Genomic DNA, 24,173 nt, shown 5'->3' on the forward strand with positions numbered 1-24,173 from the left:
TTACAGCAGGTCGGGCGAATCCTATTCGCCGCGACATGCTGTAAAAATTTGTCGTCGCCTGTCGAAAAGGAAGCCTGCCGTTCGTCCTAAGGTGGAATCCGGCCGTGACGGCGCGGATCGCAAAAAAGGAGAAGACGGATGAGAAAGATCATCGCCGCGACCTTCGTCAGCCTCGATGGCGTCATGCAGGCGCCGGGCGGACCGGAAGAAGATCCGGTCGGCGGCTTCAAATTCGGCGGCTGGACGTTCCACTACTTTGACGAGGTGGCGGGCGCGGCAATGGATGAACTGTTCTCCAAACCGTTCGCCCTGCTGCTCGGCCGCAGAACCTACGACATCTTCGCCGCGTACTGGCCTTATCAGAAGGATCCGATCGCGGATGCCTTCAACCCCGCGACCAAATATGTGGCGACGCATCGGCCGGATACTCTGACCTGGCAGAACACGCACTCGCTTGGGCCTGATATCATCGCGACTTTGCGCCGCCTCAAGCAGGAAGATGGACCTGACCTGCTCATCCAGGGATCTGGCGATCTGATTCAGACCTTGCTCGCCAACGGGCTGATCGACGAGATCCGGCTGATGATCTTCCCGCTGCTGCTGGGCAAGGGCAAGCGGCTGTTCGGCGATGCCGCGATGCCGGCCGCCTTCAGGCTTGTCAAATCGCAGGCTTCCACCACCGGCGTCATCATGGCGACTTACGAGCGCGCGGGCGAAATCGAGGTCGGCTCCTTTGTCACGGGCAAGCCCTCCGACGCCGAACTCGAGCGGCGCAAGAACTGGAAGTAGCGGGACCCGGCCTTGGCACCTTTCCTCTCCCTCCGGAGGGGGGAGGTGGCGCTGCGAAACCAGCGACGGAGTGGGGGAAGCCATTCGCCAAACGCACCGCCGTAAGGCGGGCGCGAAAAGGCGGCAAGAAGACTGAGGTCAGCGATAATCAGGCGGGAAAAGATCGACCCCCACTCCGTCGAGCTGCGCTCGACACCTCTCCCCCGATCGACGGGGGAGAGGAAACCAAGTTCTGCTTGGTCTCAAGCAGCCTGTAATCGCCGTCCCAGCCCCTCACGGATATGCCGTGCGAACTCCTGCGCCGCCGTACCCACGCCATGCCTGGGCAGGTGCAGGTTGATGGAAAAATTGGGCAGCGGCGGCAGCCCGGCGTCGAACGGCAATATGTCGAGATCCGGAGGCACGGTGGAGGCCAGCCAGGTGGTGACGGCGAGATCGGAACGCACCGTCGCCGTGGTCGCGTCGATATTGCCGTTCTCGAACACGCTGCGCCATTCCAGCCCATGCTCGTTGAGCGCCGACAGCACCGCCGGCCGGAAGGCGCAGGTGTCGGCGACGATCGAGACTGGCAATGGCCGCTTGGCGCGGGCCGCCCCGCCCCTTGCGCCGACCCAGACCAGCCGGTCGATGGCCAGGCACTCTCCTGATGTCGGGCCGACCCGCTCCTCGATCACCGCGAGGTCGATGGTTCCGGCCGCGAGTGCCGCCGCCAGTTCCGGCGAGGAGGCGCAGACCAGCGATATCTCGACCTGCGGATAGGCCTCGGCATAGGCTTTAAGGACAGGCGCCAGCAAGGTGCCGACAAGGTCGTAGGGCACGCCGAGCCGCACCTGGCCGGCGATAGCGCTCCCCACCATCTCGGTCCAGATCTCATCATTCAGGCTGAGCAGGCGCCTTGCCTTGTCGAACAGCCGCTCGCCGGAAGGCGTCAGGCGCAGGCCGCGCCGGTCGCGCTCGAACAGGCTGCAACCGAGCGTCTCTTCCAGGCGCTTGACCTGCTGGCTGACCGCGCCCTGTGTCAGGTGCAGCGTGTTCGCCGCGGCCGTCATGCTTGCCTTGTCGGCGACGGTGACGAAAGTGCGAACCAGCGCCGTATCGAGATTGCGGATCATTCCAGTATTATAGATGCTAATGCCTGCCATCGCAAACATTGCATTTACTGATGCAAGCCCACGTCTACCATGGAGCTTCCGACAAAGGATGCCTCATGCTCCAGCCTATCCTGCCGCTGATCCTGTTTGCCTTCGTGGCCACCGCCACGCCAGGCATCGCCACCACCTTGTCGACAGCTTCGGGCGCGCAATTCGGCTTTCGCCGCTCGGTCCCCCTGATGGCGGGAAGCGCGGCCGGCCTCGCAACGGTGACGGCGGCGGCCGCCGCCGGGCTTGCCGGGCTGCTGCTTGCCATGCCGTCGCTACAGCTCGCCATGAAGATCGCCGGCTCGCTCTATCTTCTCTGGCTGGCAATCAAGATCGGCCGCGCCGGGCCGCCCAATCTCGACGTGACCATGGCCCGGCCCAACAGCTTCTTGGGCGGCGCCGGCATCCAGTGGATGAACCCCAAGGGCTGGGCGATGGGACTGGGCGCGGCAGCTTCGTTTGCCGCATTGGCCGACGGACCAGGACAACTGGCGCTGCTGCTCGGCTCGACCTTCGGCCTCACAGCGGCCATCTCGCTGTCCGTCTGGTGCGTGGCCGGCATGGTGCTGGCACGGCTGCTCAAGACCGACTGGCAATGGCGTGCGCTCAACATCGTGCTGGCGCTGGTGCTCGCCGCCTCGATCATCCCGATGTGGCAGACGCATTAGAAGCGTCGGCCTTGCAGAACCAGGGTTCCTTGCCCCCGCCACAGCGCTACGGTACGCACACATTTCCAGGCGGCAGGGTCTTTGGCGATAGTGCATAACGGCTTGGCGCATGCATCGTCTTGTGCTGCGCTGATCGACCCCCACTCCGTCTCGGCTTCGCCGAGCCACCTCTCCCCCGATCGACGGGGTAGAGGAAAGGCGCCAAGCTTTTTTTGCCGTCAACGCTCGTCCAGCAACGCCCCTTCCTTTCCCTCCGGAGGGGGGAAAGGTGGCGCTGCGAAGCAGCGACGGATTGGGGATCCACGTGGCAATCAAGCCTCAGGCCGAACATTCACGCCAGTCACAGAAGATGCGCGCATAGCGTAGCGCCAGAGCGGGGGACCGAGGTGGCCTCAAGCTTCATAGCGGGCTGCCGGCTTGTCGGCGTGCAGGCTGCCATAGAAGGCCTGCCGCGCGCCGAGGAACGTATCCAGCTTTCCCGTATCGGCAAGCGCCGGCACGGTGACGGCTTCGCCCCGCGCCAGGCCGACAAGAGCGGCATCGACCATATCGTCGGCGGTCATGACGATCTCCTTCGGAAGCGTATCGATATCGCTGCCGGAAAGCTCCCAGAAATCGGTCCGGGTCGCGCCCGGCAGCACCGCCTGTACCGTCACCCCGGTGCCCGCGACCTCGCGATGCAGCGCTTCGGTGAAGTTGACGACATAGGCCTTGGTGCCGCTGTAGATGCCGCCGAACGAGGTGTCATAGGCGAGCACAGAGGCGATGTTGACGATGGCGCCACGGTTGCGCGCCAAGAGCCCCGGCAGCACGGCACGGGTCAGCCGGGTCAGCGCCACGACATTGACCTTGATCATGCGCTCGGCGGCATCCGCGTCGGCGGTTGCCACCACCGCCTGACCGCCAAGGCCGGCATTGTTGACCAGCAGCGTTACGGATTCATTGGCCGATATCGCCTGCTCGACACGGCGCACATCGTCGTCGTCCGACAGATCGGCGCTGATCACGCTGACCTTGCGGTCGTAAGCGTAACGCAGCTTTTCAGCCAGCTCTTGCAGCCGGTCGGCACGCCGAGCCACCAGAATGAGGTCGTAGCCCTGCCCCGCCAGCCGGTCCGCATAGACCGCGCCGATACCCGACGAAGCGCCGGTGACGACCGCCGTGCCCTTGTTTGCCTGTCCGCTCATTGTCCTGTTCCTTCTATCTCGAATGTTTGCTTCGACCTGCCCGAGGCATCGTAGGCATTCGCCCCTCGGCTCACCGGCAAGCCGCCTGATTGATTTAGTGGTATATGCCACCTTTGACGAAATAGGCATATGCCACTATCTTGTCAATGAGCGCATCGGGGATTATTTATCAGGCAGCAGCCGGTCAGAACGTCGTCGCTGCCAAGGAACCATCATGTCGAAAGACACCCTGCCCGGCCTGACGGCCTGCAACAACGCCATGCTGCGTCGCGCGACGCGCAAGATCGGCCAGTATTATGACGATGTGCTGGCGCCGTCCGGCCTCAAGGCCACGCAGCAGGGCCTGCTCTACCAGATCCACGTCGGCAACGAGCCGGCGATGGGCGTCATAGCGGCTTCCCTGATCATGGACCTGTCGGCGCTCGGCCACACGCTGAAGCCGCTGATCCGCGACAGCTATGTCGAGACCTTCGCCGATCCGGCCGATCGTCGCATCAAACGGGTGCGACTGACCCCGCAAGGGCGGGCCAAGCTTGATGAGGCGATGAAGCTGTGGCAGGTCGCCCAACAGCGCTTCGAGGACATGGTGGGCAAGGAAAAAGCGGCGAGGCTGCGCGCGGTGCTGGATGAGATCGCCGCGGTGGATTTCAACGAAACGCCGGCCAGTTGAACCGGCCGGCGTTTCGAGGATCGTTCATTCTGCCGGCATCGCCACCGGTCTGGCAAACATCCGCCCGGCCAGCACGATGCCGAGCCCGATGACCGGGAAGGTCGCGGCAATCAGGCCGAGATCGGCTGGCGCGCCGTAGCGCAACACCGCCCCGCCGACCACAGCCCCCAGCGCTACCCCGAGATAGAGCGCCGAGGCATTGAGCGACAGCACGATCGGGGCCGCGTCCGGCGCCAGCTTGATGATGCGGCTGGCCTGCGCCGGCGGGAAAGCCCAGCCGACGATGCCCCAAGGCACCATCATGCCCATCAGCGCCGGTCCGGCCAGGTGATGCGGCAGGAAGGTCGGGATCAGCGAGAAGGTGACGAGCATGGCCGCGCTCAGCGCCAGCGACCAGGCGACGGTGCGCGTCGCGCCGAAACGATCGGCGGCCTGGCCGCCGGCAATGTTGCCGATGACGGCGCCGGCGCCGAAGGCGAGCAGCATGCCCGGCAACGCGATCGGCGACAGCCCGGCGCCTTCGATGGCCAGCGGCGCGATGAAGCTGAACACGGTGAACGCGCCGATAAGGGCAAGCGCCGTCGTCACCAGGATCGGCATCACGCCGGGACGCATGGCCGCCGCCAGCCGGCGCTTCAGCGGCAGCCTGGTGCCGATGATGCCGCGCGGCAGCCGATACCACAGGATGGCGCCGGCCAGCGCGCCAAGGCCGGCAATGGCGTAGAAGGTGCCGCGCCAGCCGGCGATGGCCGCGACCAGCGCGCCGAGCGGCGCGCCGACAGCGACGGCCACCGTGGTGCCGCCGACGACGACGGCGATGGCGCGGGCCCGGTGATGGTCATCGACCAGCGCCACCGCCGTGCCTTGCGCGGTTGCCGCGAACAGGCCCGACGACAGCGCCATGATGATGCGTGCGACGAGCAGCACTTCGAAGGAGGAACTCAGGGCGGCGACGACATTGCCGATGACGAAGAACACCAGCGTCCACAAGATGACGCGGCGCCGGTCCCATTCGCCGGTCAGCGTTGCCAGGATCGGCGTGCCGATCGCATAGGCGAGCGCGAAGGCGGTGATCAGCGAGCCGGCGAGCGGCACCGAGATGCCGGCATCCCTGGCGATATCGGGCAGAAGGCTGGAGATGACGAAGCCTTCGGTCGAGATCGCAAACGATCCGAGTGCAAGCCAGAAGATTCTCTTGTCCATGGGAAGGCGTCCTTAGTTCAAAAGTTATTGAACAATTGGACATAAAAGGGCATGATGTCAATGAAGCCAGGCAAAAATAGCAGAACCATGCTGACAACCCTGTGTCAGGACGGTCATGAAAAGGAGAAACAGTGTGTATGGGCCGAGCAGCATGGACGCGTTGAAATCGGCCCGAACTGTGCTTAGGTTCCAGCCATGACGTTACCGCATCCCAATACGGACCAGATCAGCCTGCCCATCGTGCTCGGCGTGCTCGGTGACCCGACGCGGCTCGCTATCGTGCGCTATCTCGCCAGCAAGGAAGGCGTGCCGCTGAACTGCAGCCGTTTCCTCGACCTCGCCTCCAAGACCAATCTCAGCTACCACCTCGCCAAGCTGCGCGAGGCCGGCGTCACCCGCGCCGAAGTGGTCGGCACCAACCGCATGATCACGCTGCGCCGCGCCGACCTCGATGCCCGCTTCCCCGGCCTGCTCGACAGCGTCATCGCCGCGGCGGTGGATGACCCCGCACTGCCGGCGGTCGGCGGTCATGATTTGGAAGTGCCGGCCTGAAATCATTTCCCCTCACTCGCGAAGCGGTAAGAGGCGGCCACCCAGCACCATGGTTTGCCGCCATGGCTAGCTTGAATTTTCCGGCTTACATGGCGGCGCGCCGTCCCTTATAAAACCGTCCGGGCGTGCGGCGAGACCGCCGCGACAGAGTGATTTGAGTACGGCGCACGGCCAAATGATGAGGCGCACAGTTACGCTCCGAAAAAGTTTGCATGCGCTGATTGCCGCTCCACTGCTGATGGCGGCGTGGCCGGCTGCCCATGCCGAAGAAGCGCCGTTCATCTCCGTGGTCACCGGGCTCGCCCCCGACGACCTGCTCAATGTCCGCGCCAAGCCATCGGCGATCGGCAAGACCGAGGCCCGCCTGGCCGCTGGTGCGAGCGTACGAAACCTCGGCTGCAACTACATTGACGGGCACCCCTGGTGCAAGGTCGAGTCTGACAATCCCAAGGCCACCGGCTGGGCCCCCGCGCGCTATCTCGTGCCCCTCAATCCGGCGACGGTGCCCGACGAGGCGGCGGATGTGCCCGCCGTGGGCACCGACGCAGGCGCGACGCCCGATGCACCGCCGCCCGACCTGACCGCTCGGCTGGGTAGCGCGAGCCAACCGGCCAGCCCCGAAACTGCGCCCAAATCCGCGGCGGAGATCGCCATGCAGGATGCCTATGGCCTGGCGCTGGCGGCGAATGGATCCCTGCAAATTCCCTGCGCCCGCTACGTTGGACAGCCCATGGCGTCTTGCGCGGCGAGCGTGACGCACAAGGGCACTGACAAGGCCGATGTGACCGTGACCTGGCCCGATGGCGGCAGCCGCGTCATCTCCTTCGATGCCGGCCTGCCGGCAAGTTCGGACGCCGGCAGCGACTTCCGCTTCACCAGGGAAGGCAAACTCAACCTGATCCGCATCGGCGTGTCGGAGCGGTTCGAGATTGCCGATACGGTGGTGCTGGGGGATTAGGCACGCTCCAAAGGTCGGCGGGACAGCGCCCCCCTCTGTCCTGCCGGACATCTCCCCCACATGGGGGGAGATCAGCAGTCCCGGCCGCCGGCGCTTTATCACCGAGGTTGAAAATTGGCGAAAGCAGGCGCTTCATCCAATCTCCCCCCTCGTGGGGAAGATGTCCGGCAGGACAGAGGGGGGCGCGAAGGAATGAGGCGCTTGTTGCTGAGGGCCACACAACCCGCATTTTCGGGGTTACATCGGGCAAAACTCTTCCCTATAAGGCCCTCCTAGCCTGATACCAGAATCGCGAGCACAACCGGCCGGGTCTTCCCGTCCCGGTTTTTTGTGCAAGCCCGCTGCCGAACGGAATTCACAGACATGCCCAGACGCACCGACATCAAGTCGATCCTGATCATCGGGGCCGGCCCCATCGTCATCGGCCAGGCCTGCGAGTTCGACTATTCCGGTACCCAAGCCTGCAAGGCGCTCAAGGAAGAAGGTTTCCGCGTCATCCTGGTCAATTCCAACCCGGCCACCATCATGACCGACCCGGAACTGGCCGACGCCACCTATATCGAGCCGATCACCCCTGAAGTCGTCGCCAAGATCATCGCCAAGGAACGGCCCGACGCGCTGCTGCCGACCATGGGCGGCCAGACCGCGCTCAACACTGCCCTGTCGCTGCGCCGCATGGGCGTGCTCGAGCGCTACAATGTCGAGATGATCGGCGCCGACGCGCATGCCATCGACAAGGCCGAGGACCGCGCGCTGTTTCGCGAGGCGATGAAGACGATTGGCCTGGAAACGCCGAAGTCGATGCTGGCCAACGCCACCGACGTCAAGAACGCCGACCGCAAGACGCACGAGGCCGAGCGCGCCGCGCTGAAGGCCGAAAAGCCGGAGAATCTCGACGCGGCGCTCGACGCGCTGGAAACGCGCTGGAACCTCGGCGAAGGCGACCGCAAGCAGCGCTACATCAGCCATGGCATGGCGATCGCAGCCCAGGCGCTCGACCATGTCGGCCTGCCGGCAATCATCCGCCCGTCCTTCACCATGGGCGGCACCGGCGGCGGCATCGCCTATAACAGGGCCGAGTTCTACGACATCGTGCAGTCCGGCCTCGACGCCTCGCCGACCACCGAAGTGCTGATCGAGGAAAGCGTGCTCGGCTGGAAGGAATACGAGATGGAGGTCGTCCGCGACAAGGCGGACAATTGCATCATCGTCTGCTCGATCGAGAACATCGATCCGATGGGCGTGCATACAGGCGATAGCATCACCGTCGCCCCGGCGCTGACCTTGACTGACAAGGAATACCAGATGATGCGCAACGCCTCGATCGCGGTGCTGCGCGAGATCGGCGTCGAGACCGGCGGCTCCAACGTCCAGTTCGCCGTCAACCCGGCCGATGGCCGCCTCGTCGTCATCGAGATGAACCCGCGCGTCTCACGCTCGTCCGCGCTCGCTTCAAAGGCGACAGGCTTCCCGATCGCCAAGATCGCGGCCAAACTCGCCGTCGGATACACGCTGGACGAGCTCGAGAACGACATCACCGGCGGCGCCACGCCCGCCTCGTTCGAGCCGTCGATCGATTATGTCGTGACCAAGATCCCGCGCTTTGCCTTCGAGAAATTCCCCGGCGCCGAGCCGGTGCTGACCACCGCCATGAAGTCGGTCGGCGAAGTCATGGCCATCGGCCGCACCTTCCAGGAATCGCTGCAGAAGGCGCTGCGCGGACTGGAGACCGGCCTCACCGGCCTCGACGAGATCGAGATCCCCGGCCTGGGCCACGGCGCCGTGGCGGCCAACCACGCCGACGACCGCAACGCCATCCGCGCCGCCTTGGGCACGCCGACGCCCGACCGGCTGCGCATGGTGGCGCAGGCGATCCGCATGGGCACCTCGCTGGAAGACGTGCACGCCATGTGCAAGATCGACCCGTGGTTCCTCGAACAGATATCAGGCATCGTCGCCATGGAAGCCCGCATCCGCGAGCACGGCATTCCTCAGGACGCGGTCAATCTGCGCATGCTGAAGGCCATGGGCTTCTCCGATGCCCGCCTCGCCTCGCTGACGAAGACCGACGTGGAAGTGATTCAGAAGATTCGCGAAAAGCTCGACGTTCATCCGGTTTACAAGCGCATCGACACCTGCGCCGCCGAGTTCGCCTCGCCGACAGCCTACATGTACTCGACCTACGAAGTGCCCTTCGCCGGCGCGCTCGCCAACGAAGCGCAGGTCTCGTCGCGGAAAAAGGTCGTCATCCTCGGCGGCGGGCCGAACCGCATCGGCCAGGGCATCGAGTTCGACTATTGCTGCTGCCACGCGGCATTTGCGCTGCGCGATGCCGGCTATGAAGCGATCATGATCAACTGCAACCCCGAAACGGTGTCCACCGACTACGACACCTCGGACCGGCTCTATTTCGAGCCGCTGACGGCGGAGGACGTGCTGGAGATCCTGCGCGCCGAGCAGGCCTCGGGCGAGCTGGTCGGCGTCATCGTCCAGTTCGGCGGCCAGACGCCGCTGAAGCTGGCGGACGCTTTGGAAAAGGCCGGCATCCCGATCCTCGGCACCTCGCCCGACATGATCGATCTCGCCGAAGACCGCGACCGCTTCCAGAAGCTGCTGCACAAGCTCAACCTCAGCCAGCCGAAGAACGGCATCGCCTATTCGGTCGAGCAGGCCCGCCTCGTCGCCGGCGAGCTCGGCTTCCCCCTGGTGGTGCGCCCTTCCTATGTGCTCGGTGGCCGCGCCATGCAGATCATCCATGACGAGGGCATGCTGCAGAACTACCTGCTCGACACCGTGCCCGGCCTGGTGCCCGAGGACATCAAGCAGAAATACCCCAACGACAAGACCGGCCAGATCAACACGCTCCTGGGCAAGAACCCGCTGCTGTTCGACACTTATCTCTCGGGCGCCATCGAGGTCGATGTCGACTGCCTCTGCGACGGCAAGGAAACCTTCGTCTCGGGCATTCTCGAACACATCGAGGAGGCCGGCATCCATTCGGGCGACTCGGCCTGCTCGCTCCCTGTTCACTCGCTGCCTTCGGAATTGGTCGACGAGTTGGAGCGCCAGACGGCCGCGCTGGCCCGCGCGCTCAATGTCGGCGGCCTGATGAACGTGCAATACGCGATCAAGGACGGCACGGTCTACGTGCTGGAAGTCAACCCGCGCGCATCGCGCACCGTGCCCTTCGTCGCCAAGACCATTGGGCGCCCCATCGCGAAAATCGCCGCCCGCATCATGGCCGGCGAGACGCTGGAAGACGCCTTCTCCCATTACGGTGCCATGCCCGACCCGCGCAATCCCGGCCACATCGCGGTCAAGGAAGCCGTCTTCCCCTTCGCCCGCTTCCCCGGCGTCGACATCCTGCTCGGCCCGGAAATGCGCTCGACCGGCGAGGTCATGGGCCTTGACCGCGATTTTGCGCTCGCCTTCGCCAAGAGCCAGCTCGGCGCCGGCGTCGACCTGCCACGCTCCGGCACGCTGTTCGTCTCGGTGCGCGACGAGGACAAGAAGGGCATCCTGCCGGCCGTCAAGCGCCTCGCCGGCCTCGGCTTCAAGGTGCTGGCCACCTCGGGCACGCAGCGCTTCCTCGCCGAAAACGGCGTCGTGGCCGAGAAAATAAACAAGGTCCTGGAAGGCCGCCCCCACATCGAAGACGCCATCCGCAACCGCCAGGTGCAGATCGTCTTCAACACGACGGACGGCCAGAAGGCGGTGTCGGACTCGAAATCGCTGCGGCGGGCAACGCTGATGCAGAAAGTGCCGTATTACACGACGCTGTCGGGGGCGGCGGCGGTGGCGGAAGCGATCGCGGCGCTGAAGGCGGGGAGTTTGGAAGTCAGGCCACTGCAGGAGTATTTTGCTTAAAGATTAGCTCCCTTCTCCCCGTCACTATACGGGGAGAAGATGCCGGCAGGCAGATGAGAGGCAGCGCTGGCTCTGCCCGAATGGCTACCTAGCTATTATACCTTCAACATTTTCGAATAGAGCTTCGAATCCTATAAAGGCTTCCTTCGGCAATTTGGGCACAACAAACTGAGCGAATCCAACTTTAGAACTATCCTGTATCTGCTGAAAGGCCGTGCCATCTCCAATTTTAACTCGAAAATTTTCTTCGCCTAATTTTCTCGTTGCCATAATCGGTTTGAGTTCCAAGCGCTTACCATCCACCTCCCTAGTTAGGTATTCATCCGGAAATAGGAATTCTATCGGGAGATTTTGGTTTTTAGCACAATCATATCTAAAATCCGGCACAGGAATTAGTAAAGCAAACGATTTGCCATTTTTTGACGTCTTTACGTCTGAAAAAAAATCGTCAGCAACAAATGTCCCGTCGAGTCGCCACTCCTTGGTACCGGCGTCGTCACGGTCGAACAACCCAATCACTATGTTGTTGCTATCGTACGGAACTGCACGCAACGAAAGCGCCAATCTCGACGCGCCGGCCGACCCTCCGTCTGCGCCGTCTGTTATATCGCAACACTTAATCTTGAACGGCGGTTTACCTCCACGAATTTTTCTCCAAGCCTCCAGAAGAATAACTTCGTCGGTTTTTCCCTCTGTTAAAACTACCGGCTGAGTAAATGCCTTAACCTGCTCTTGAAACTCCTCAGCTTGAGCTCTAAAGTTCGCCGCATCAGCCTCCCTGATCGAATATTCCTCTAGAGCCTTCGCAACAGCAGGCAAATAGAATCCCTCGCCAACCGCGCTTACAATATCTAATTTTTCAAGATTTCGGCCTTGAACGATTGTAGCTTGCTGATCCTCATCCCTTGTGACGTAAAATTTCTTCACTCCATCGTCGCTTAGATTGTAGAAGGACGGACTATGGGTCGTTACAAAAACCTGTATATGACCTGCCAGCGCAAGCTTCAAAAATCTAGAAGCCTCAGCTTCAGCCGAAACAAAATCAAGCGAGTTTTCCGGCTCCTCGAACCCCCAGATGTGGAACTGATAAGAATCTCGGTCGCATATGAAATTTAGAATTTCCGGAATGTGACGAGCTTTTATCCCGTCCCCTCTCTGGAGCGTAAGCGACTTCTTTCGGCATCGAGGAAAAGAGTTCGCTGGTTGATGATTGAACCCTACTCGCAAAATCTTCAACTGTCTTCAAGAATTCTTCTGAATTAGATAGTATCTCATAGATATTTCCGAGCAATGTACGAAACGTAGCTGTGTCCTTTATAGCCGGTATATGGATAAACCTTATTAGATTTAGAAACCTAGTAACAATATGCCTTTGATTTGCTTTTATATGGGAGGAAACTTCCTCGACATATTCGTCATCTCTCGATACGGTCCACTGACGTTTGACATAGAATTCCTCTCCAAGCGACTTCCTATAGTTGCTGGGGGTCGAGAAAGTTATTTTGACATAAATGAACTTTCTGATACCTTCGGAATTCTCGGACTCCAAACGCCTCTTGTCACTAAAATCGATATCAAAGTTGAAGTCCGTCGCGTCGTCCGTAGAATTATTAAAGAATAAGTTTAACGCCCTTATTATATTTGACTTACCTACATCGTTCTTTCCAAATATAACATTTAAATCACTGCATCTGTAGATCGTCTCCTTATAGAAGCTTCGGAAATACGCTATCTCTACTTCCTTAATAAACCTCATACCCCCTCCATTGCGCTGCGGCTTCTCCTAATTCAGCCGAATTCAACGCGGTTGAATTCGGCCCTCACCTATCCCCAAAGGTGAGCGAGGTGTTTATCTACTAATTAGTCTCGGTTATATTTTTTTTGCAAGCAAGACAGATAAATAAGGATCGCCGTAGGTTGAGTGGGATTCAGGTCAAAGGTGCTTGCCGACAGCCGACGTCGTCCCTCACGCCACCGCCACGCACTCAATCTCGATATCAAACTCCATCGGCCACGAAGCCACCGGCACAAAACTCCGCGCCGGCGGGTTGGTCGAAAAGTACCGGGCATACACCCGGTTGATTGCATTGTAGAAACCGGAATTGACGGCGTAGATGCGCACCATCACCACGTTTTCCAGCGAGGTGCCGGCCGCTTCCAGGCAATGTTTCAGCGCCTTCAGCGACGCGTCGGTCTGGACCTCGATGTCGCCGCGCACCATCTCGCCGGTCACCATGTCCACCGGCGGCGTCGCCGAGATGAATACGAAGCCGTTGGCCTTCACCGCCGTCGAACAGGGCAAGCCGAGCGCCCGCACCTTGTCCGACATGACGGGCACTTCGATGACTTGTTTTTTCATGGTGTCCTCCCTTGGGGTTTGCGGGGAGCTTATCGCGGCGGCGCCGGAACGCCAGCGCTGATCCACAGTTCAGAGCCGAGGCTCGTCACCGCCTAGAGAAATCGCATAGGGCGCTCCCCCGCTCCGTCCCGGCTTCGCCGGGCCACCTCTCCCCCATTTCATGGGGGCGAGGAAAAGCCAATCGCCAATGTCGCGACGCCGGAAGGCTTGGTTTCCTCGCCCCCACAACGTGGGGGAGAGGTGGCCCGGCGAAGCCGGGACGGAGCGGGGGCTGGCGCCGCCCTGCGCGATTGGGTTCACCCCTGCCCCGGATACGGCGTGCCATCCTTGTGCAAAAACCGCTCGTCCGAACTCGGGCTCATCATGTCGATATCCGAGCAGGTAATCACATCATCGGGATTGCGCGAGCCGACTTCCAGGTAGCGCGCCGTGACCGGCGAGCGGTTGATCATGTGGTGGCCGTTGCGGCTGTTCTTGGCGAAGGCAGCACTATCGCCGGCCTTGAGCAGCGTCTCGCCGCCGTCCTCGACCAGCACCAGTTCGCCTTCCAGCACATAGACAAGTTCGTCCTCATGGCTGTGCCAGTGGCGCTGGCTCGACCAGCCGCCGGGCGGCAATGTCATCAGGTTGACGCCGAAATCGGTGAGCCCGCCGGCATCGCCAAGGCGGCGGCGCGTGCGGTCGGCGCAAGGGGCGTCGAAGGGTGCGGGATAGCCGGAGCCCTTGCGGACGGGCACGGATGCGAGGTCGATCTTGGGCATGGGGTGCTCCCGAGGGTGTGATGGGCAGTGTAGTTCATGGCGGGTGGAGGCACAGGGGCTTCTTGCGGGTGGGGTTTGCTACGGGGCTCATTCAATGTAGCGCTCTACGGCGCCCCCCTCTGTCCTGCCGGACATCTCCCCCACGGGTGGGGAGATTGGCCGCTTTGGCGCCGGCTCTCTTCTTGCAACGTTGGAAATTGGCGAAGGCGATGATGACAGCCAATCTCCCCCCTCGTGGGGGAGATGTCCGGCAGGACAGAGGGGGGCGCCGTAGAGTGCCGACCTTGAACGCCCAGCCCCTAATGCACCGCCGCCACATCCCTGAGATGCATCTCGTGCATCTTCAGCATCTCCAGGGTCTTCTTGGCGAATTCCTTCAGCGCCGGGTCGTCGCCGGACCGGGCGTAGGTGGAAAACATCGCCACCGCCTGCTTGTGCGCCTCGGTCTGCAAGGTGATGTACTTGGCCTGGAAAGCATCGCCATCCAGCGCCTTGAGCTGGTCCAGCATGGCCTGGTCCTTCGGCAGCAGCGGCGGCGGGCCTTCGGGCTTGATGGATGCAGTGGTCTGGCTCTTTTCCAGCGCCGCCTTGAAATCCTGGCCGGCCTTGGTGTGGTCCTTGACCATCAGCGCGGCGAAATCCCCGACATCGGCCGCGACATGCTTCTGCCCGGCGAGCTTGCTGCTCTCGATCTCGAAACGGTTGGCGCTGACGAAGGTCTTCGAGAACGTGTCGGTGTCGACCTTGTTCTCCGACACCGCCGGCAAGGTGCTGACCGCCTGCTGGGCAAAGGCTGAAGGCGCGCCGGCCAGAAGGGCCAGAATGGCAATGGCGAGATGCGGTTTCATCGAAACGCTCCGTGAAGGTATCCTCGCAGACCCAACGCGGCAGATGCAGCGAGGTTGCGAAGCCGCGTCCCTTCTCCTCGCGGGGGAGAAGGGGAAGCACCCTTACGACTGCGGCGTGATCTACGGGCGACGTGGCCCCAGCAGAAAGGCTGTCATCGTTGCGCTCACGCACGCCATCGCCAACAACGCAACGACGCCCGAAGATCTAGGCCTTCGGCGAATTGAAACAACGTTTTGTGAAGCGGGAGTATTTTGAACCAACCCGTCCAGGTCGGACCTGCTCCCATGTCGAACGGAATAGGCGCGGGTCAACTCTGCGCCGAGCAGAAAGATTTCCGATGAATAATAGACCCAGAGCAGTATGACGAGCAGCCCTCCGGCCGCACCATATGATGATGCGATCGCACTTGTGCCGATATACCAACCGATAAGCGACTTCCCCAATGTGAACAGAGCGGCGGTCACGACAGCACCGATCCCGACATCCCGCCATTCCAAGGCACGGTCCGGCAGGACTTTGTAGATCGCGGCAAACATCACGGAGATCAATGAAAAGGAAATCAGGGTGTTGATCGCGCTCAGAACAAATTCGCCGAACGGCAAATGAGCGCTGATCACGTTGCCCAGAGCAGAGATCGCCGCGCTCGCCACCAAGGATACCAGCAACATAAAGCCGAGGGCGGCGACCAGGCCGAGACTTGCCGCACGCGCGCGCAAGAGACGCGACAGCGAACTCCCTTTCGCTTCAACCTTCCATATTGCATTCAGTGCCTGCTGCATCTCGCCGAACACCGCGGAGGCGGTGACGAGCAAAGTGACCACGCCGATGATGGCCGCCACGGTACCCGATGATTTGCTGGATGCCCCTTCGAGCGCTGCCTGAAGGAGAGCAGCACTTTCTGAACCCATCAGCCCCGATATCTGGGCAGACAAAGCCACCTGTGCCGCGTCATGACCAAATGCGATGCCAACTATCGCGACGACGATGATCAGAACCGGGGCCAGCGACGTGGCGGCATAAAAGGCCATCGCCGCGCCATGACTAAGGGCATTGTCGTCGACAAAGCCAACCACGCTTTCTCGCACCAAGTCCCATAGGTTTTTAAGTGTGGGTCGCACTTCGAATCCGTGAAGGGGTCGCAAACCGTCCACTATCAATGCAGCCGGTCTTCCGATGTTCCGGCCGACCTGGGCGAGAGTTTCAGCAAGAGCGCGCCTACCTCAGTGGCAGCACGCCTCGCCATATTGCAGCTGCTCGTTCCAGTCCGGCCGGCCCTCCGGGGTAAAATCCATCAGGTTCCACAGGATCTCGCAGGTGCCGATGGCGCGCGGGTCCTGGCCGGGCTCGGTGGGGGCGAAGCCGAGTTCCGACGACCAGAAATGCCTGATGCCGTCACCGTCGCGGTGGAACACCGACAGCAGCGGGATCTGCGCGCCGTCCGCGTCCTCGGCATTGTAGTCGCGCTTGAAGCTGTTGTTGGCCGACGACACCAGCCGCATGTTGCGCCAGCCGCGGTCGCGGCCGAGCGTGACCAGGTTCTCCAGCGCCGTCTTGGCCACGACGGCGAAGTTGAAGCCGGCCGCCTGGAGATGGCCGACCGCGCCGTCGAACTGGTCGAGCAGCGCCGTGCAGGACGGGCATGGCTGGTCGGGCCGGGCGAGCTTCGCCGTGCCACCGCTGGTCGCAACATCGCGCGTCTCCCGCGGATGGCGCGGAAACATCATCTGGTAGAGGATCAGCGTGTCCTTGCCGGGTGCGAACAGCTCCGACAGCTTTATCTTCGCGGTCTTGCCGGCGATATCCAGCCCATCGAACACATAGTCCTGCGGCACCAGCCCGCCCGGCGGCAGCGCGCGCCGCGCCTCGGCCACGGCTTCCATGGCGCGGCGCAGTTCGATTTCCTTTTGCAGCAGCTTTTCGCGCGCGGTGCGGTATTTGGCGGATTCGTTGGGAAAGGTGATCATGATCGGCTCCTTCAAGTCGTCGCCGGCGTCCCGGCCCCGGTGCTCTGCGACCCAAGGACGTTTCACCGCGGTCGGTTCCGACATTTTTACGCGCTGGAATCCAGCGTAACTCCAGGAAAAGCATGAAACGGCTTTCCGTCCGGCTTCTCACCCCTTGACCCCGCCGGCGGTGAGGCCGGAGACGATCTTGCGCTGGAAGATCAGCACCAGCATCACCAGCGGCACGGTGACGATCACCGATGCGGCCATGATGTTGCCCCACGGGATTTCGAATTGCGAATTGCCCGAGAGCAGCGCGATCGCCACCGGCACGGTCCGCCGCGCATCGTTGGAGGTGAAGGTCAGGGCGAACAGGAACTCGTTCCACGCGCCGATGAAGGCGAGCAGCCCGGTGGTCGCCAGCGCCGGCCACATCAGCGGCAGGAAGATGCGGGTGATGATGATCCACGGCGTCGCGCCATCGAGGATCGCCGCCTCCTCGACTTCGACCGGCAGGTCGCGGACGAACGCGGTGAGCACCCAGACCGTGAACGGCAGCGTGAAGATCATGTAGGAGAAGATCAGCGCGAACAGCGAATTGTAGAGGCCGAACATCCGCACCAGTTCGAACAGCCCGGCCAGAACCGCCACCGGCGGGAACATCGAGACCGACAGGATGGCGAACAGCAACGCCGAGCGGCCGCGAAAACGGATGCGCGCCAGGGCGTAGGCGGCAGTGACGCCGAGGAACAGCGAGAGCGCCACGACCGCACCCGAGACGACCAGCGAGTTCAGGAGGTTGCGCGCGAAGGCGCCTTCGGCCAGCACGTTGCGATAATTGCCGAGGCCGGGCGCCTTCGGCCAAAGATCGGCCTGGAATAGTTCGGTCCCCGATTTCAGGCTGGTGACGATGGCGTAGTAGAACGGGAAGACCGCGATGAGCACGATTGCCCCGACCAGCAGATAGAAGGCCGCGCGCTTCAAGAGCCACATCTCAGCGGCCTCCTTCCAGGCTTATCCGGCCGATGCGGATGGTCAGGATGGTAAGCAAGGCGAGGATGAGGAAGAGCAGGGTCGAGGCGGCCGAGCCATAGGCGAACTTGTCGAATTCGAACAGGTTCTCGCGCGCGAACACCGACATCGACTTGGTGTGCGCATTGTTGGGCGTCAGCACGTAGATCAGGTCGAAGATGCGCAGCGCGTCGAGCGCCCGGAAGATCACCGCCACCATCACCGCCGGGCGGATCAGCGGCAAGGTCACCCGCCAGAAGATCTGCCATGGATTGGCGCCGTCGAGCTTGGCGACCTCGATGATCTCGCGCGGCAGCATCTGCAGCGCGGCCAGGATCAGCAGCGCCATGAACGGCGTCGTCTTCCAGATATCGACGATCAGCACCGCGGCCATCGCCGTGTCGGCGCTGGCGGTCCAGGCGATCTTGTGGTCGATCAGCCCCAGGTTGATCAGCACGACATTGATGATGCCGAACTGGTCGTTCAGCATCCACTGCCACATCTTGGCCGAGACGATGGTCGGGATCGCCCAGGGGATGAGGATCGCCGCCCTGACGATGCCGCGGCCGGGGAATTCGGCGTTGAGCACCAGGGCGACGACCATGCCGAGGATCGTCTCGCAGGTCACCGAAACCACCGCGAAGCGCACGGTATTCCACACGGCGCTCCACCAGACCGGGTCGAGAAGCAGCCCGTCATGGATGACCCGCCCGCTCGGCATGCGCAGAACCGAGACATAATTGGCAAAGCCGACCCATTGGCGGGCGTCGAGATCGGACAGCGAGGCATCGGTGAAGCTGAAATAGACCGTGCGGGAAAGCGGCCAGCCGGCAGCGGCGGCGAGCACCAGAAGCATCGGCGCCAGGAACAGCCATGCCGAGCGCACACGCTGGCGCATCAGGCGCAAGCCTGGCCGCCGGGTGGCGGCATCAACCGGTCCCGCGCTCACCAGCCCTTGCCTTTCAGCCGGGTCAGCGTCGCCTCGAGGTCGGCCAGATTGTCGGCGGCGCTGCCTTCGCCGGACAAGGTCTTGTGCACCGCGTTCCAGAACTGGCTCGACGCCTCGTTGTACTTGTTCCTGGTCACCGCCGAGGGCCGTGGCCCGGCATTGAGAAAGACCTCTTTCCACTGTGGAATGATCGGCTGTTGCGCGGCGATGTCGGCATCGTCATAGAGCGCCTGGATGGTCGGCAGGTTGGCGGTCCTGAGCGTGCGGTATTTCTGCATCGCCGGCGAGGCGATGAACTTGACCAGTTCGATCGCCGCGTCCGGGTGCTTGGAATATTTCGAGACCGCAAGGTTCCAGCCGCCAAGCGTCGCCGCCGGTCGGGCGCCTTCGCCCGTGCCCGCCGGCAGCGGCGCGACGTCGAACTTGCCCTTGATCGGCGACCCCTCGCTGTTGCCCAGCGCATAGGCATAGGGCCAGTTGCGCATGAAGACCGCATTGCCGGTCTGCCACACGCCGCGCGATTCCTCTTCCTGGTAGGCGAGCACGCCGGGCGGCGCGATGGTGCCGATCCAGGCCTTGGCCATGTCGAGCGCGGCCGCCGCCCGGGCGTTGTTGATGGAAATGTCGCCATCCGGCTCGACGATATGGCCGCCGCCATTCGACACCACCCATTCGAACGCGTCGCAGGTCAGCCCCTCATAGGCGTTGCCCTGGAAGACGAAGCCCCAGATATCCCTGTTGCCCGCGGCCCGCTCCTTGTCCATCACCAGCCTGGCTGTGTCGCCCAGCTCCTTCCAGGTGGCCGGCACCTTGGCGCCGTATTTGTCGAGCAGATCCTTGCGGTAATAGAGCGCCGGCGCATCGGTGAAGATCGGCAGCGCCACCAACCTGCCGTCGACGGTCTGCGACTGGATGATCGACGGGAAATGCTTGGCCACGACATCCCTGGTCGCTTGGGTCAGGTCGACGAACTGGCTGGCAAGCTGCGGCGCCCAGATGACGTCGGTCTGGTAGACGTCGACGTCGCTGTTGCCCGCGGCGAGCCACAGCCTGTACTGGCCGAACTGGTCGGTCCCGGACGACGGCATGGCGACGATGGTGACCTTGTCGCCGCTCGCTTTCTCATAGCGGTCGAGGATCTCGCGCAGCACCTTGAGGCCATTGCCGGTGTCGCCCGACACGATCGACAGCTCGACCGCGCGCGCCGAACCCGCCGCGAGCATGGCAGCGACGCTTAACGCCAGCAATGCGTGGAAAACCTTCATCGCGGTGGATCTCCCTTGGCAGCCGGCGGCGCACAGCACCGGCAGCCGGTCAGACCCCACCGTTCATTGAATGCGGAGCAGCGCCTTGGGTTCCCGAACAGCCATTGCCGGCGGTCAGCCTTCCCAAGCGACGGGCCTCATGCCCAGCCGCTCGTAGAGCCGCACGGCGGCGGCATTCTTGAGCGTATTGGTCTTGAGATCGACATGGGTGGCGCCCCGGTCGCGAAAAATGGCGAAGGCATGCCACATCAGCGCTTCGCCGACGCCCTTGCCGCGCGCGTCGGGATGAACGGCGAGATCCTTGACGAAGGCCGAGCTCCAGCACAGTGCAGCCGCCGCCAGCCGGCCCTTGGCATCGATGACGAGGAAGCACAGCGCCGGGTCGAATTCGGGGTCTTCGGATATGCGCGGCCACCATTCGTCGAAGGGGCCATCGGTGCCGTCGTCGAACACATCGCTCAGCAACGCATGCAGGGGCAGCGCGTCGCCATGTCCGAAGGCGCGCATGACAAAGCCGTCCGGCCAGTGCGGTGGAACCAGCGTCTCGTCGAGGATCTTGCGCAGCCGGATGTCGTTTGGAGCCGGCGGATGCGGTTCTGGCATCGCGCTCAGGCGTCGGGCTGAAGACGCCCGCGCTTGCGGTCGACGCCGAGGCCGGTCGCCTCCAGCAGGCCCTTGCGTTTGGCGTCGAAATAGTAGCCGGTCTGGTAGAGCCAGTCGGCCTTCTTGGCGTTGCCGTTCGACACCAGCCAGGCGCCGCGCAGATATTTGACGGCGTATTTCAGATTGGTCTCGGCGTCGAACAGGCCCTTGGCCGGCCCGTCATAGCCCATGCCGCGCGCCGTCGCGTGCTTGATCTGCATCAGCCCCCAATGACCATTGTTGTAGGCCTTGGGATTGTAGGTGCTTTCGCGGTTGACGACATGGCGCACCAGGTCCACCGGCACCTGGTAGAAGGCGGCGTATTTGACGATCAGCCGGTCGACGTCGCCGCGCATGCCGGTCGCAGGCTGCTCGGGCTCGACGGGCGCCGACGGGAACTGTACCAGGGCAGCCGGGTTCTGCGGCACGACATAGGCCACCTGCTGCACGCCAGGCAGTTTCTGGCCGCCCTTGGCAACCGCCGGCACGATGAGCCCGGCAGTCGTATAGGTTGCTGCCGACTGGATCGGCTGGCCGGCTTTTGCCGGGGCCGGCGCCTGCCAGGCATTGGCGGTCATCACGGCGGGCATGGCCGGCGCCGTGGGCGTTGCCCCGGCAAAGGCGGCGGTCGCCGCAGCCGGCCGGACGGCGGGATCGAGCGCCGGCGCGGCCGGGCTCGGGGTCGACTCAGCCGTCTGAACGGGCGCGATTCCGGAGGATTGCGGCAGCACCGAAACCGTCTCCGGCAGCGGCACGGTGAAGCCGGCATCGCTGCCGGCCGTGGTCGCGGTTTCGGTCAGCGACGGCGCGGCTTTCATCTGCGAGGTCGAGGTGCAGCCGCTCATGCCGGCGGCCGCCACGATCACGCCGATGGCTATAAGGGTTTGTTTTGCTGGCAAGCCGCGTTCGGAGTCCGGTTTGTCGGGTCGTTAAGATTTCCCTTACACCAGCGATTCCTGGGTAGCAATCGGGGCCATCTGGTGGTTTTCGGGTGGCGGGACGCAGGCAGCGATGCCATATTGTTCCTGATATGTACTGACGGGAATCCCGAATTCCGCCGCTTTGCGGAAAGGAGCGCATCATGGAAACGACATCTTCGATCACAGCCGGCCACGCAGTGTTAGAAACAGTGATCGGTTTCATGGGCATCGCCTGGAGCGAAAAGGGCCTGATCCGGCTCTGCCTGCCCGAACGCAGCCGCGAAGCGGTGGAGCGGCGGCTGATGCGCCACGCCGGCGTTTCCGCCTCCACGGCCCAGCCGTCATGGGTGGTCGAGCTGATCGCCTCGATCAAGGCTTATGCCGCGGGCGAGGACGTCGACTTCACCGGCTTTCCCGTCGATCTCGACGGCGTCGACGATTTCCGCCTCGCCATCTACGACGCCGCAAGAAAACTGAGCTATGGCGAAACCACCACCTATGGCGAACTCGCCAAGCGCGCCGGCCATGCCGGCCTGCCACGCGAAACCGGTGCGGCCCTTGGCGCCAATCCGGTGCCGCTGGTCATCCCCTGCCATCGCATCCTTGCCGCCGGCGGCAAGATCGGCGGCTTCTCGGCGCCCGGCGGCTCGGTCACCAAGGAAAAGATGCTGGCCATGGAAGGCGTACGCGTCGGCCCGCCACCGCCGGCGCAGGTGTCCTTCGGCTTCTGAGAGCAGTTCCAGGAATCGCTCCCGGGTGTGTTGAGATTCAGGTCAGGCCGAGCCGAAAACAATGACTTTCGAGAACCGGAGCGGAGCGTACTTAAGTACGTGAGCACCGGAAGCGCAGAAAGCCGCTGTTTGCAGGCCGGCATCACCTGAATATCAATACACCCTAATGGCGCCGGATGAATCGGTGCCTGAAACGCTCGTTGTCCGGCCGCTTGCAGATATAGACCGGGCAGGACTTGGTGTCGGCGCTGGGCACATAGGCGCGCGTCCTCACCTCGCCCATGGTGCAGAACTGCTGGCTCTGCACATAGCGGTCGTAGAGCGGCAGTCCCGGCACCCGCGCCGACTTGTAGCGCAGGATGACCGCACCTTGGCGCGCGATCGTCGACTGGACCTTGCCGCAGCTCATACGGCTCGGGTCGTAGCGCGAGATCGCGTGCGCCTGGGCGGCCACCAGCGTGAGGCAGGCGGCAAGCAGGATGGTCTTCATGGCCCTCTCCCCTCGATCCGCCGCCAGGAACGGCGCGATCTTGCGCCACGGTTTCACCAGATTGGGGCGGCCGTTGGGCCGCCCCCGATCACGGCTTTCTCACGCAGTCTTGTTTTTTGCGCGAAAGCAGCCTATATCAGCCCCATTGATATTTCGGCCGATCGATCCGGGCCTCGCGATCTTCGCGTTTGCTGACGTCTATCTCCAAAATCTCGATGCACACCGGCTGGACCTCGGTCCGGTCATACCAAAGCAAATGTGAAGGACTATTTATATGGCAACTGGAACGGTCAAGTGGTTCAACGCCACCAAGGGTTTCGGCTTCATCCAGCCTGACAGCGGCGGCGCGGACGTTTTCGTCCACATCTCGGCTGTCGAGCGCGCTGGCCTGTCGACCCTGGTCGAAGGCCAGAAGATCAACTTCGAGATCGAGCAGGACCGCCGCACTGGCAAGTCGTCCGCTGGTTCTCTGAGCAAGGCAGCCTGATTTTGAAAATGGCGCGCGCCGGACGAGAGTTCGGGGCGCGCGGCAAGTCACGGATGTACTGACGGTCGCGCGAGAAGCGCGCCAGAGTGGTAAGACCCGACAAGCTGGAACAGCAGATAGCTGCCAGCCCGGACCGGACGCTCCCAATCAGGCTACCGAAATGGGAAGGCGGGATTTATCCCGCCTTTTTATTTGTCTGGATTTTGGCCATCCAGGCCTAGCTTATGTCCCACCGGTGGTACCATATGGCCAATAGTGGTACTATCCAGTCATGACCAAGCTTGAACAAATCGAAAAATCCATCATCGAGTTGAGCCCGGAAGAACTGAAGGCGTTTGCCGCCTGGTTCGAGGCGCTGCGGGCCGCTCAATGGGACAAGCAGATTGAAGCTGATGCCAAGGCAGGCCGGCTGGACAAGCTTGCCGCACAAGCATTGGCCGATCATCGCGCTGGTCGGACCCGGCCTCTTTGAATCACTTTGCCGCACCCTCTTTCTGGGAGGCATATGGCAAATTATCCCCGGCAATTCAGGCGAAGGCAGACACCAGCTTTGCCAAACTCCGCGCCGATCCGTTTTACCCATCGCTGCATTTCAAACAGGTCGGTCGTTATTGGTCGGCGCGAATTGACCTCAACCACCGTGCAGTCGCTATCCGCGACCAGGACGATTTCGTCTGGTTCTGGATCGGCACCCACTCCGAATATGACCGCCTTCTCAAGTAGTTGCGGGCAG

General features: G+C 62.7%; 26 protein-coding genes. 10 read left to right on the forward strand and 16 right to left on the reverse strand.

Going from position 1 to position 24,173, the window contains the following annotated elements; genetic code table 11:
* The first annotated feature begins 138 nt into the window (after window positions 1-138).
* Window positions 139-789 carry a dihydrofolate reductase family protein gene (locus C7I87_RS25260; protein ID WP_149906776.1) on the forward strand — a complete coding sequence of 217 codons (651 nt, stop codon included), beginning with the start codon at window positions 139-141 and terminating at the stop codon, window positions 787-789.
* Between the two features lie 242 nt (window positions 790-1,031).
* Here C7I87_RS25260 and C7I87_RS25265 read toward each other — a convergent pair whose 3' ends face one another.
* Window positions 1,032-1,940: a LysR family transcriptional regulator gene (locus C7I87_RS25265; protein WP_188393991.1), complete on the reverse strand. Its 909-nt coding sequence runs from the start codon at window positions 1,938-1,940 to the stop codon at window positions 1,032-1,034.
* Window positions 1,941-1,996: 56 nt separating this feature from the next.
* Here C7I87_RS25265 and C7I87_RS25270 point away from each other — a divergent pair, with 56 nt between their 5' ends.
* Window positions 1,997-2,596, forward strand: a complete 600-nt coding sequence (locus C7I87_RS25270) for a LysE family translocator (RefSeq protein WP_149906777.1) — start codon at window positions 1,997-1,999, stop codon at window positions 2,594-2,596.
* A 392-nt stretch (window positions 2,597-2,988) separates the two neighbouring features.
* Here C7I87_RS25270 and C7I87_RS25275 read toward each other — a convergent pair whose 3' ends face one another.
* On the reverse strand, window positions 2,989-3,783 hold the full coding sequence (locus C7I87_RS25275) for an SDR family NAD(P)-dependent oxidoreductase (RefSeq protein WP_149906778.1): 795 nt from the start codon (window positions 3,781-3,783) through the stop codon (window positions 2,989-2,991).
* A 214-nt stretch (window positions 3,784-3,997) separates the two neighbouring features.
* On the opposite strand from C7I87_RS25275, the gene C7I87_RS25280 reads away from it, so the two are divergent.
* Window positions 3,998-4,453 carry a MarR family winged helix-turn-helix transcriptional regulator gene (locus C7I87_RS25280; protein WP_149906779.1) on the forward strand — a complete coding sequence of 152 codons (456 nt, stop codon included), beginning with the start codon at window positions 3,998-4,000 and terminating at the stop codon, window positions 4,451-4,453.
* A gap of 24 nt (window positions 4,454-4,477) precedes the next feature.
* Here C7I87_RS25280 and C7I87_RS25285 read toward each other — a convergent pair whose 3' ends face one another.
* Window positions 4,478-5,656 carry an MFS transporter gene (locus tag C7I87_RS25285; protein WP_149906780.1) on the reverse strand — a complete coding sequence of 393 codons (1,179 nt, stop codon included), beginning with the start codon at window positions 5,654-5,656 and terminating at the stop codon, window positions 4,478-4,480.
* A gap of 195 nt (window positions 5,657-5,851) precedes the next feature.
* On the opposite strand from C7I87_RS25285, the gene C7I87_RS25290 reads away from it, so the two are divergent.
* The 3 genes from C7I87_RS25290 (at window position 5,852) to carB (ending at window position 11,033) form a co-directional block, all read left to right on the forward strand.
* Complete coding sequence (locus C7I87_RS25290; RefSeq protein ID WP_149906781.1) at window positions 5,852-6,208, forward strand: ArsR/SmtB family transcription factor; 357 nt, start codon at window positions 5,852-5,854, stop codon at window positions 6,206-6,208.
* A gap of 175 nt (window positions 6,209-6,383) precedes the next feature.
* Window positions 6,384-7,166 carry an SH3 domain-containing protein gene (locus C7I87_RS25295; protein WP_149906782.1) on the forward strand — a complete coding sequence of 261 codons (783 nt, stop codon included), beginning with the start codon at window positions 6,384-6,386 and terminating at the stop codon, window positions 7,164-7,166.
* A 363-nt stretch (window positions 7,167-7,529) separates the two neighbouring features.
* Entirely contained in the window at window positions 7,530-11,033 is a 3,504-nt protein-coding gene (carB, locus tag C7I87_RS25305; protein ID WP_149906783.1) for a carbamoyl-phosphate synthase large subunit, read from the forward strand.
* An 84-nt stretch (window positions 11,034-11,117) separates the two neighbouring features.
* Here carB and C7I87_RS25310 read toward each other — a convergent pair whose 3' ends face one another.
* The 12 genes from C7I87_RS25310 to C7I87_RS25370 form a co-directional block, all read right to left on the reverse strand.
* Window positions 11,118-12,041, reverse strand: a complete 924-nt coding sequence (locus C7I87_RS25310; RefSeq protein ID WP_149906784.1) for a hypothetical protein — start codon at window positions 12,039-12,041, stop codon at window positions 11,118-11,120.
* Window positions 12,042-12,075: 34 nt separating this feature from the next.
* The gene (locus tag C7I87_RS25315; RefSeq protein WP_149906785.1) at window positions 12,076-12,789 is read right to left on the reverse strand and encodes an ATP-binding protein; all 714 of its coding nucleotides are present in this window, start codon (window positions 12,787-12,789) and stop codon (window positions 12,076-12,078) included.
* Window positions 12,790-12,999: 210 nt separating this feature from the next.
* Window positions 13,000-13,392 carry a RidA family protein gene (locus C7I87_RS25320; protein WP_149906786.1) on the reverse strand — a complete coding sequence of 131 codons (393 nt, stop codon included), beginning with the start codon at window positions 13,390-13,392 and terminating at the stop codon, window positions 13,000-13,002.
* A 296-nt stretch (window positions 13,393-13,688) separates the two neighbouring features.
* On the reverse strand, window positions 13,689-14,153 hold the full coding sequence (locus C7I87_RS25325) for a cupin domain-containing protein (RefSeq protein ID WP_149906787.1): 465 nt from the start codon (window positions 14,151-14,153) through the stop codon (window positions 13,689-13,691).
* A gap of 299 nt (window positions 14,154-14,452) precedes the next feature.
* A complete protein-coding gene (locus C7I87_RS25335; protein WP_149906788.1) occupies window positions 14,453-15,001 on the reverse strand; it encodes a DUF4142 domain-containing protein in 549 nt (182 codons plus the stop codon).
* A 120-nt stretch (window positions 15,002-15,121) separates the two neighbouring features.
* Window positions 15,122-16,075: a YihY/virulence factor BrkB family protein gene (locus tag C7I87_RS25340; RefSeq protein ID WP_246696405.1), complete on the reverse strand. Its 954-nt coding sequence runs from the start codon at window positions 16,073-16,075 to the stop codon at window positions 15,122-15,124.
* 147 nt (window positions 16,076-16,222) lie between these two features.
* Window positions 16,223-16,966, reverse strand: a complete 744-nt coding sequence (locus tag C7I87_RS25345; RefSeq protein ID WP_149906790.1) for a DUF899 family protein — start codon at window positions 16,964-16,966, stop codon at window positions 16,223-16,225.
* A 147-nt stretch (window positions 16,967-17,113) separates the two neighbouring features.
* Complete coding sequence (locus C7I87_RS25350; protein ID WP_149906791.1) at window positions 17,114-17,938, reverse strand: carbohydrate ABC transporter permease; 825 nt, start codon at window positions 17,936-17,938, stop codon at window positions 17,114-17,116.
* A gap of 1 nt (window position 17,939) precedes the next feature.
* Window positions 17,940-18,854: a carbohydrate ABC transporter permease gene (locus tag C7I87_RS25355; protein WP_149906825.1), complete on the reverse strand. Its 915-nt coding sequence runs from the start codon at window positions 18,852-18,854 to the stop codon at window positions 17,940-17,942.
* A 47-nt stretch (window positions 18,855-18,901) separates the two neighbouring features.
* The gene (locus C7I87_RS25360; protein WP_149906792.1) at window positions 18,902-20,170 is read right to left on the reverse strand and encodes an ABC transporter substrate-binding protein; all 1,269 of its coding nucleotides are present in this window, start codon (window positions 20,168-20,170) and stop codon (window positions 18,902-18,904) included.
* A gap of 114 nt (window positions 20,171-20,284) precedes the next feature.
* Window positions 20,285-20,773: a GNAT family N-acetyltransferase gene (locus C7I87_RS25365; RefSeq protein WP_149906793.1), complete on the reverse strand. Its 489-nt coding sequence runs from the start codon at window positions 20,771-20,773 to the stop codon at window positions 20,285-20,287.
* 5 nt (window positions 20,774-20,778) lie between these two features.
* Window positions 20,779-21,711: a lytic transglycosylase domain-containing protein gene (locus C7I87_RS25370; RefSeq protein ID WP_149906794.1), complete on the reverse strand. Its 933-nt coding sequence runs from the start codon at window positions 21,709-21,711 to the stop codon at window positions 20,779-20,781.
* A 182-nt stretch (window positions 21,712-21,893) separates the two neighbouring features.
* On the opposite strand from C7I87_RS25370, the gene C7I87_RS25375 reads away from it, so the two are divergent.
* Entirely contained in the window at window positions 21,894-22,463 is a 570-nt protein-coding gene (locus tag C7I87_RS25375) for a methylated-DNA--[protein]-cysteine S-methyltransferase (protein ID WP_149906795.1), read from the forward strand.
* A gap of 163 nt (window positions 22,464-22,626) precedes the next feature.
* Here the strand turns inward: C7I87_RS25375 and C7I87_RS25380 are convergent, their stop codons facing one another.
* The gene (locus C7I87_RS25380) at window positions 22,627-22,953 is read right to left on the reverse strand and encodes a hypothetical protein (RefSeq protein ID WP_149906796.1); all 327 of its coding nucleotides are present in this window, start codon (window positions 22,951-22,953) and stop codon (window positions 22,627-22,629) included.
* Between the two features lie 274 nt (window positions 22,954-23,227).
* Here C7I87_RS25380 and C7I87_RS25385 point away from each other — a divergent pair, with 274 nt between their 5' ends.
* From C7I87_RS25385 to C7I87_RS25395, 3 genes are all read left to right on the forward strand, one after another.
* Window positions 23,228-23,440: a cold-shock protein gene (locus C7I87_RS25385; protein WP_015316174.1), complete on the forward strand. Its 213-nt coding sequence runs from the start codon at window positions 23,228-23,230 to the stop codon at window positions 23,438-23,440.
* Between the two features lie 271 nt (window positions 23,441-23,711).
* The gene (locus C7I87_RS25390; protein ID WP_149906797.1) at window positions 23,712-23,912 is read left to right on the forward strand and encodes a hypothetical protein; all 201 of its coding nucleotides are present in this window, start codon (window positions 23,712-23,714) and stop codon (window positions 23,910-23,912) included.
* On the forward strand, window positions 23,909-24,163 hold the full coding sequence (locus C7I87_RS25395) for a ParE family toxin-like protein (RefSeq protein ID WP_149906798.1): 255 nt from the start codon (window positions 23,909-23,911) through the stop codon (window positions 24,161-24,163). Before C7I87_RS25390 ends, C7I87_RS25395 begins: the two co-directional genes overlap by 4 nt.
* The last annotated feature ends 10 nt before the right edge of the window (window positions 24,164-24,173 follow it).

Origin of the sequence: Mesorhizobium sp. SARCC-RB16n, assembly GCF_008520305.1 — a bacterium.
Classification (GTDB): domain Bacteria; phylum Pseudomonadota; class Alphaproteobacteria; order Rhizobiales; family Rhizobiaceae; genus Mesorhizobium.

Coding starts and splice junctions, on each gene's coding strand:
- C7I87_RS25260 (WP_149906776.1), top strand. CDS start 139: ATGAGAAAGATCATCGCCGCGACCTTCGTCAGCCTCGATGGCGTCATG.
- C7I87_RS25265 (WP_188393991.1), bottom strand. CDS start 1,940: ATGTTTGCGATGGCAGGCATTAGCATCTATAATACTGGAATGATCCGC.
- C7I87_RS25270 (WP_149906777.1), top strand. CDS start 1,997: ATGCTCCAGCCTATCCTGCCGCTGATCCTGTTTGCCTTCGTGGCCACC.
- C7I87_RS25275 (WP_149906778.1), bottom strand. CDS start 3,783: ATGAGCGGACAGGCAAACAAGGGCACGGCGGTCGTCACCGGCGCTTCG.
- C7I87_RS25280 (WP_149906779.1), top strand. CDS start 3,998: ATGTCGAAAGACACCCTGCCCGGCCTGACGGCCTGCAACAACGCCATG.
- C7I87_RS25285 (WP_149906780.1), bottom strand. CDS start 5,656: ATGGACAAGAGAATCTTCTGGCTTGCACTCGGATCGTTTGCGATCTCG.
- C7I87_RS25290 (WP_149906781.1), top strand. CDS start 5,852: ATGACGTTACCGCATCCCAATACGGACCAGATCAGCCTGCCCATCGTG.
- C7I87_RS25295 (WP_149906782.1), top strand. CDS start 6,384: ATGATGAGGCGCACAGTTACGCTCCGAAAAAGTTTGCATGCGCTGATT.
- carB (WP_149906783.1), top strand. CDS start 7,530: ATGCCCAGACGCACCGACATCAAGTCGATCCTGATCATCGGGGCCGGC.
- C7I87_RS25315 (WP_149906785.1), bottom strand. CDS start 12,789: ATGAGGTTTATTAAGGAAGTAGAGATAGCGTATTTCCGAAGCTTCTAT.
- C7I87_RS25320 (WP_149906786.1), bottom strand. CDS start 13,392: ATGAAAAAACAAGTCATCGAAGTGCCCGTCATGTCGGACAAGGTGCGG.
- C7I87_RS25325 (WP_149906787.1), bottom strand. CDS start 14,153: ATGCCCAAGATCGACCTCGCATCCGTGCCCGTCCGCAAGGGCTCCGGC.
- C7I87_RS25335 (WP_149906788.1), bottom strand. CDS start 15,001: ATGAAACCGCATCTCGCCATTGCCATTCTGGCCCTTCTGGCCGGCGCG.
- C7I87_RS25345 (WP_149906790.1), bottom strand. CDS start 16,966: ATGATCACCTTTCCCAACGAATCCGCCAAATACCGCACCGCGCGCGAA.
- C7I87_RS25350 (WP_149906791.1), bottom strand. CDS start 17,938: ATGTGGCTCTTGAAGCGCGCGGCCTTCTATCTGCTGGTCGGGGCAATC.
- C7I87_RS25355 (WP_149906825.1), bottom strand. CDS start 18,854: ATGCGCCAGCGTGTGCGCTCGGCATGGCTGTTCCTGGCGCCGATGCTT.
- C7I87_RS25360 (WP_149906792.1), bottom strand. CDS start 20,170: ATGAAGGTTTTCCACGCATTGCTGGCGTTAAGCGTCGCTGCCATGCTC.
- C7I87_RS25365 (WP_149906793.1), bottom strand. CDS start 20,773: ATGCCAGAACCGCATCCGCCGGCTCCAAACGACATCCGGCTGCGCAAG.
- C7I87_RS25375 (WP_149906795.1), top strand. CDS start 21,894: ATGGAAACGACATCTTCGATCACAGCCGGCCACGCAGTGTTAGAAACA.
- C7I87_RS25380 (WP_149906796.1), bottom strand. CDS start 22,953: ATGAAGACCATCCTGCTTGCCGCCTGCCTCACGCTGGTGGCCGCCCAG.
- C7I87_RS25385 (WP_015316174.1), top strand. CDS start 23,228: ATGGCAACTGGAACGGTCAAGTGGTTCAACGCCACCAAGGGTTTCGGC.
- C7I87_RS25390 (WP_149906797.1), top strand. CDS start 23,712: ATGACCAAGCTTGAACAAATCGAAAAATCCATCATCGAGTTGAGCCCG.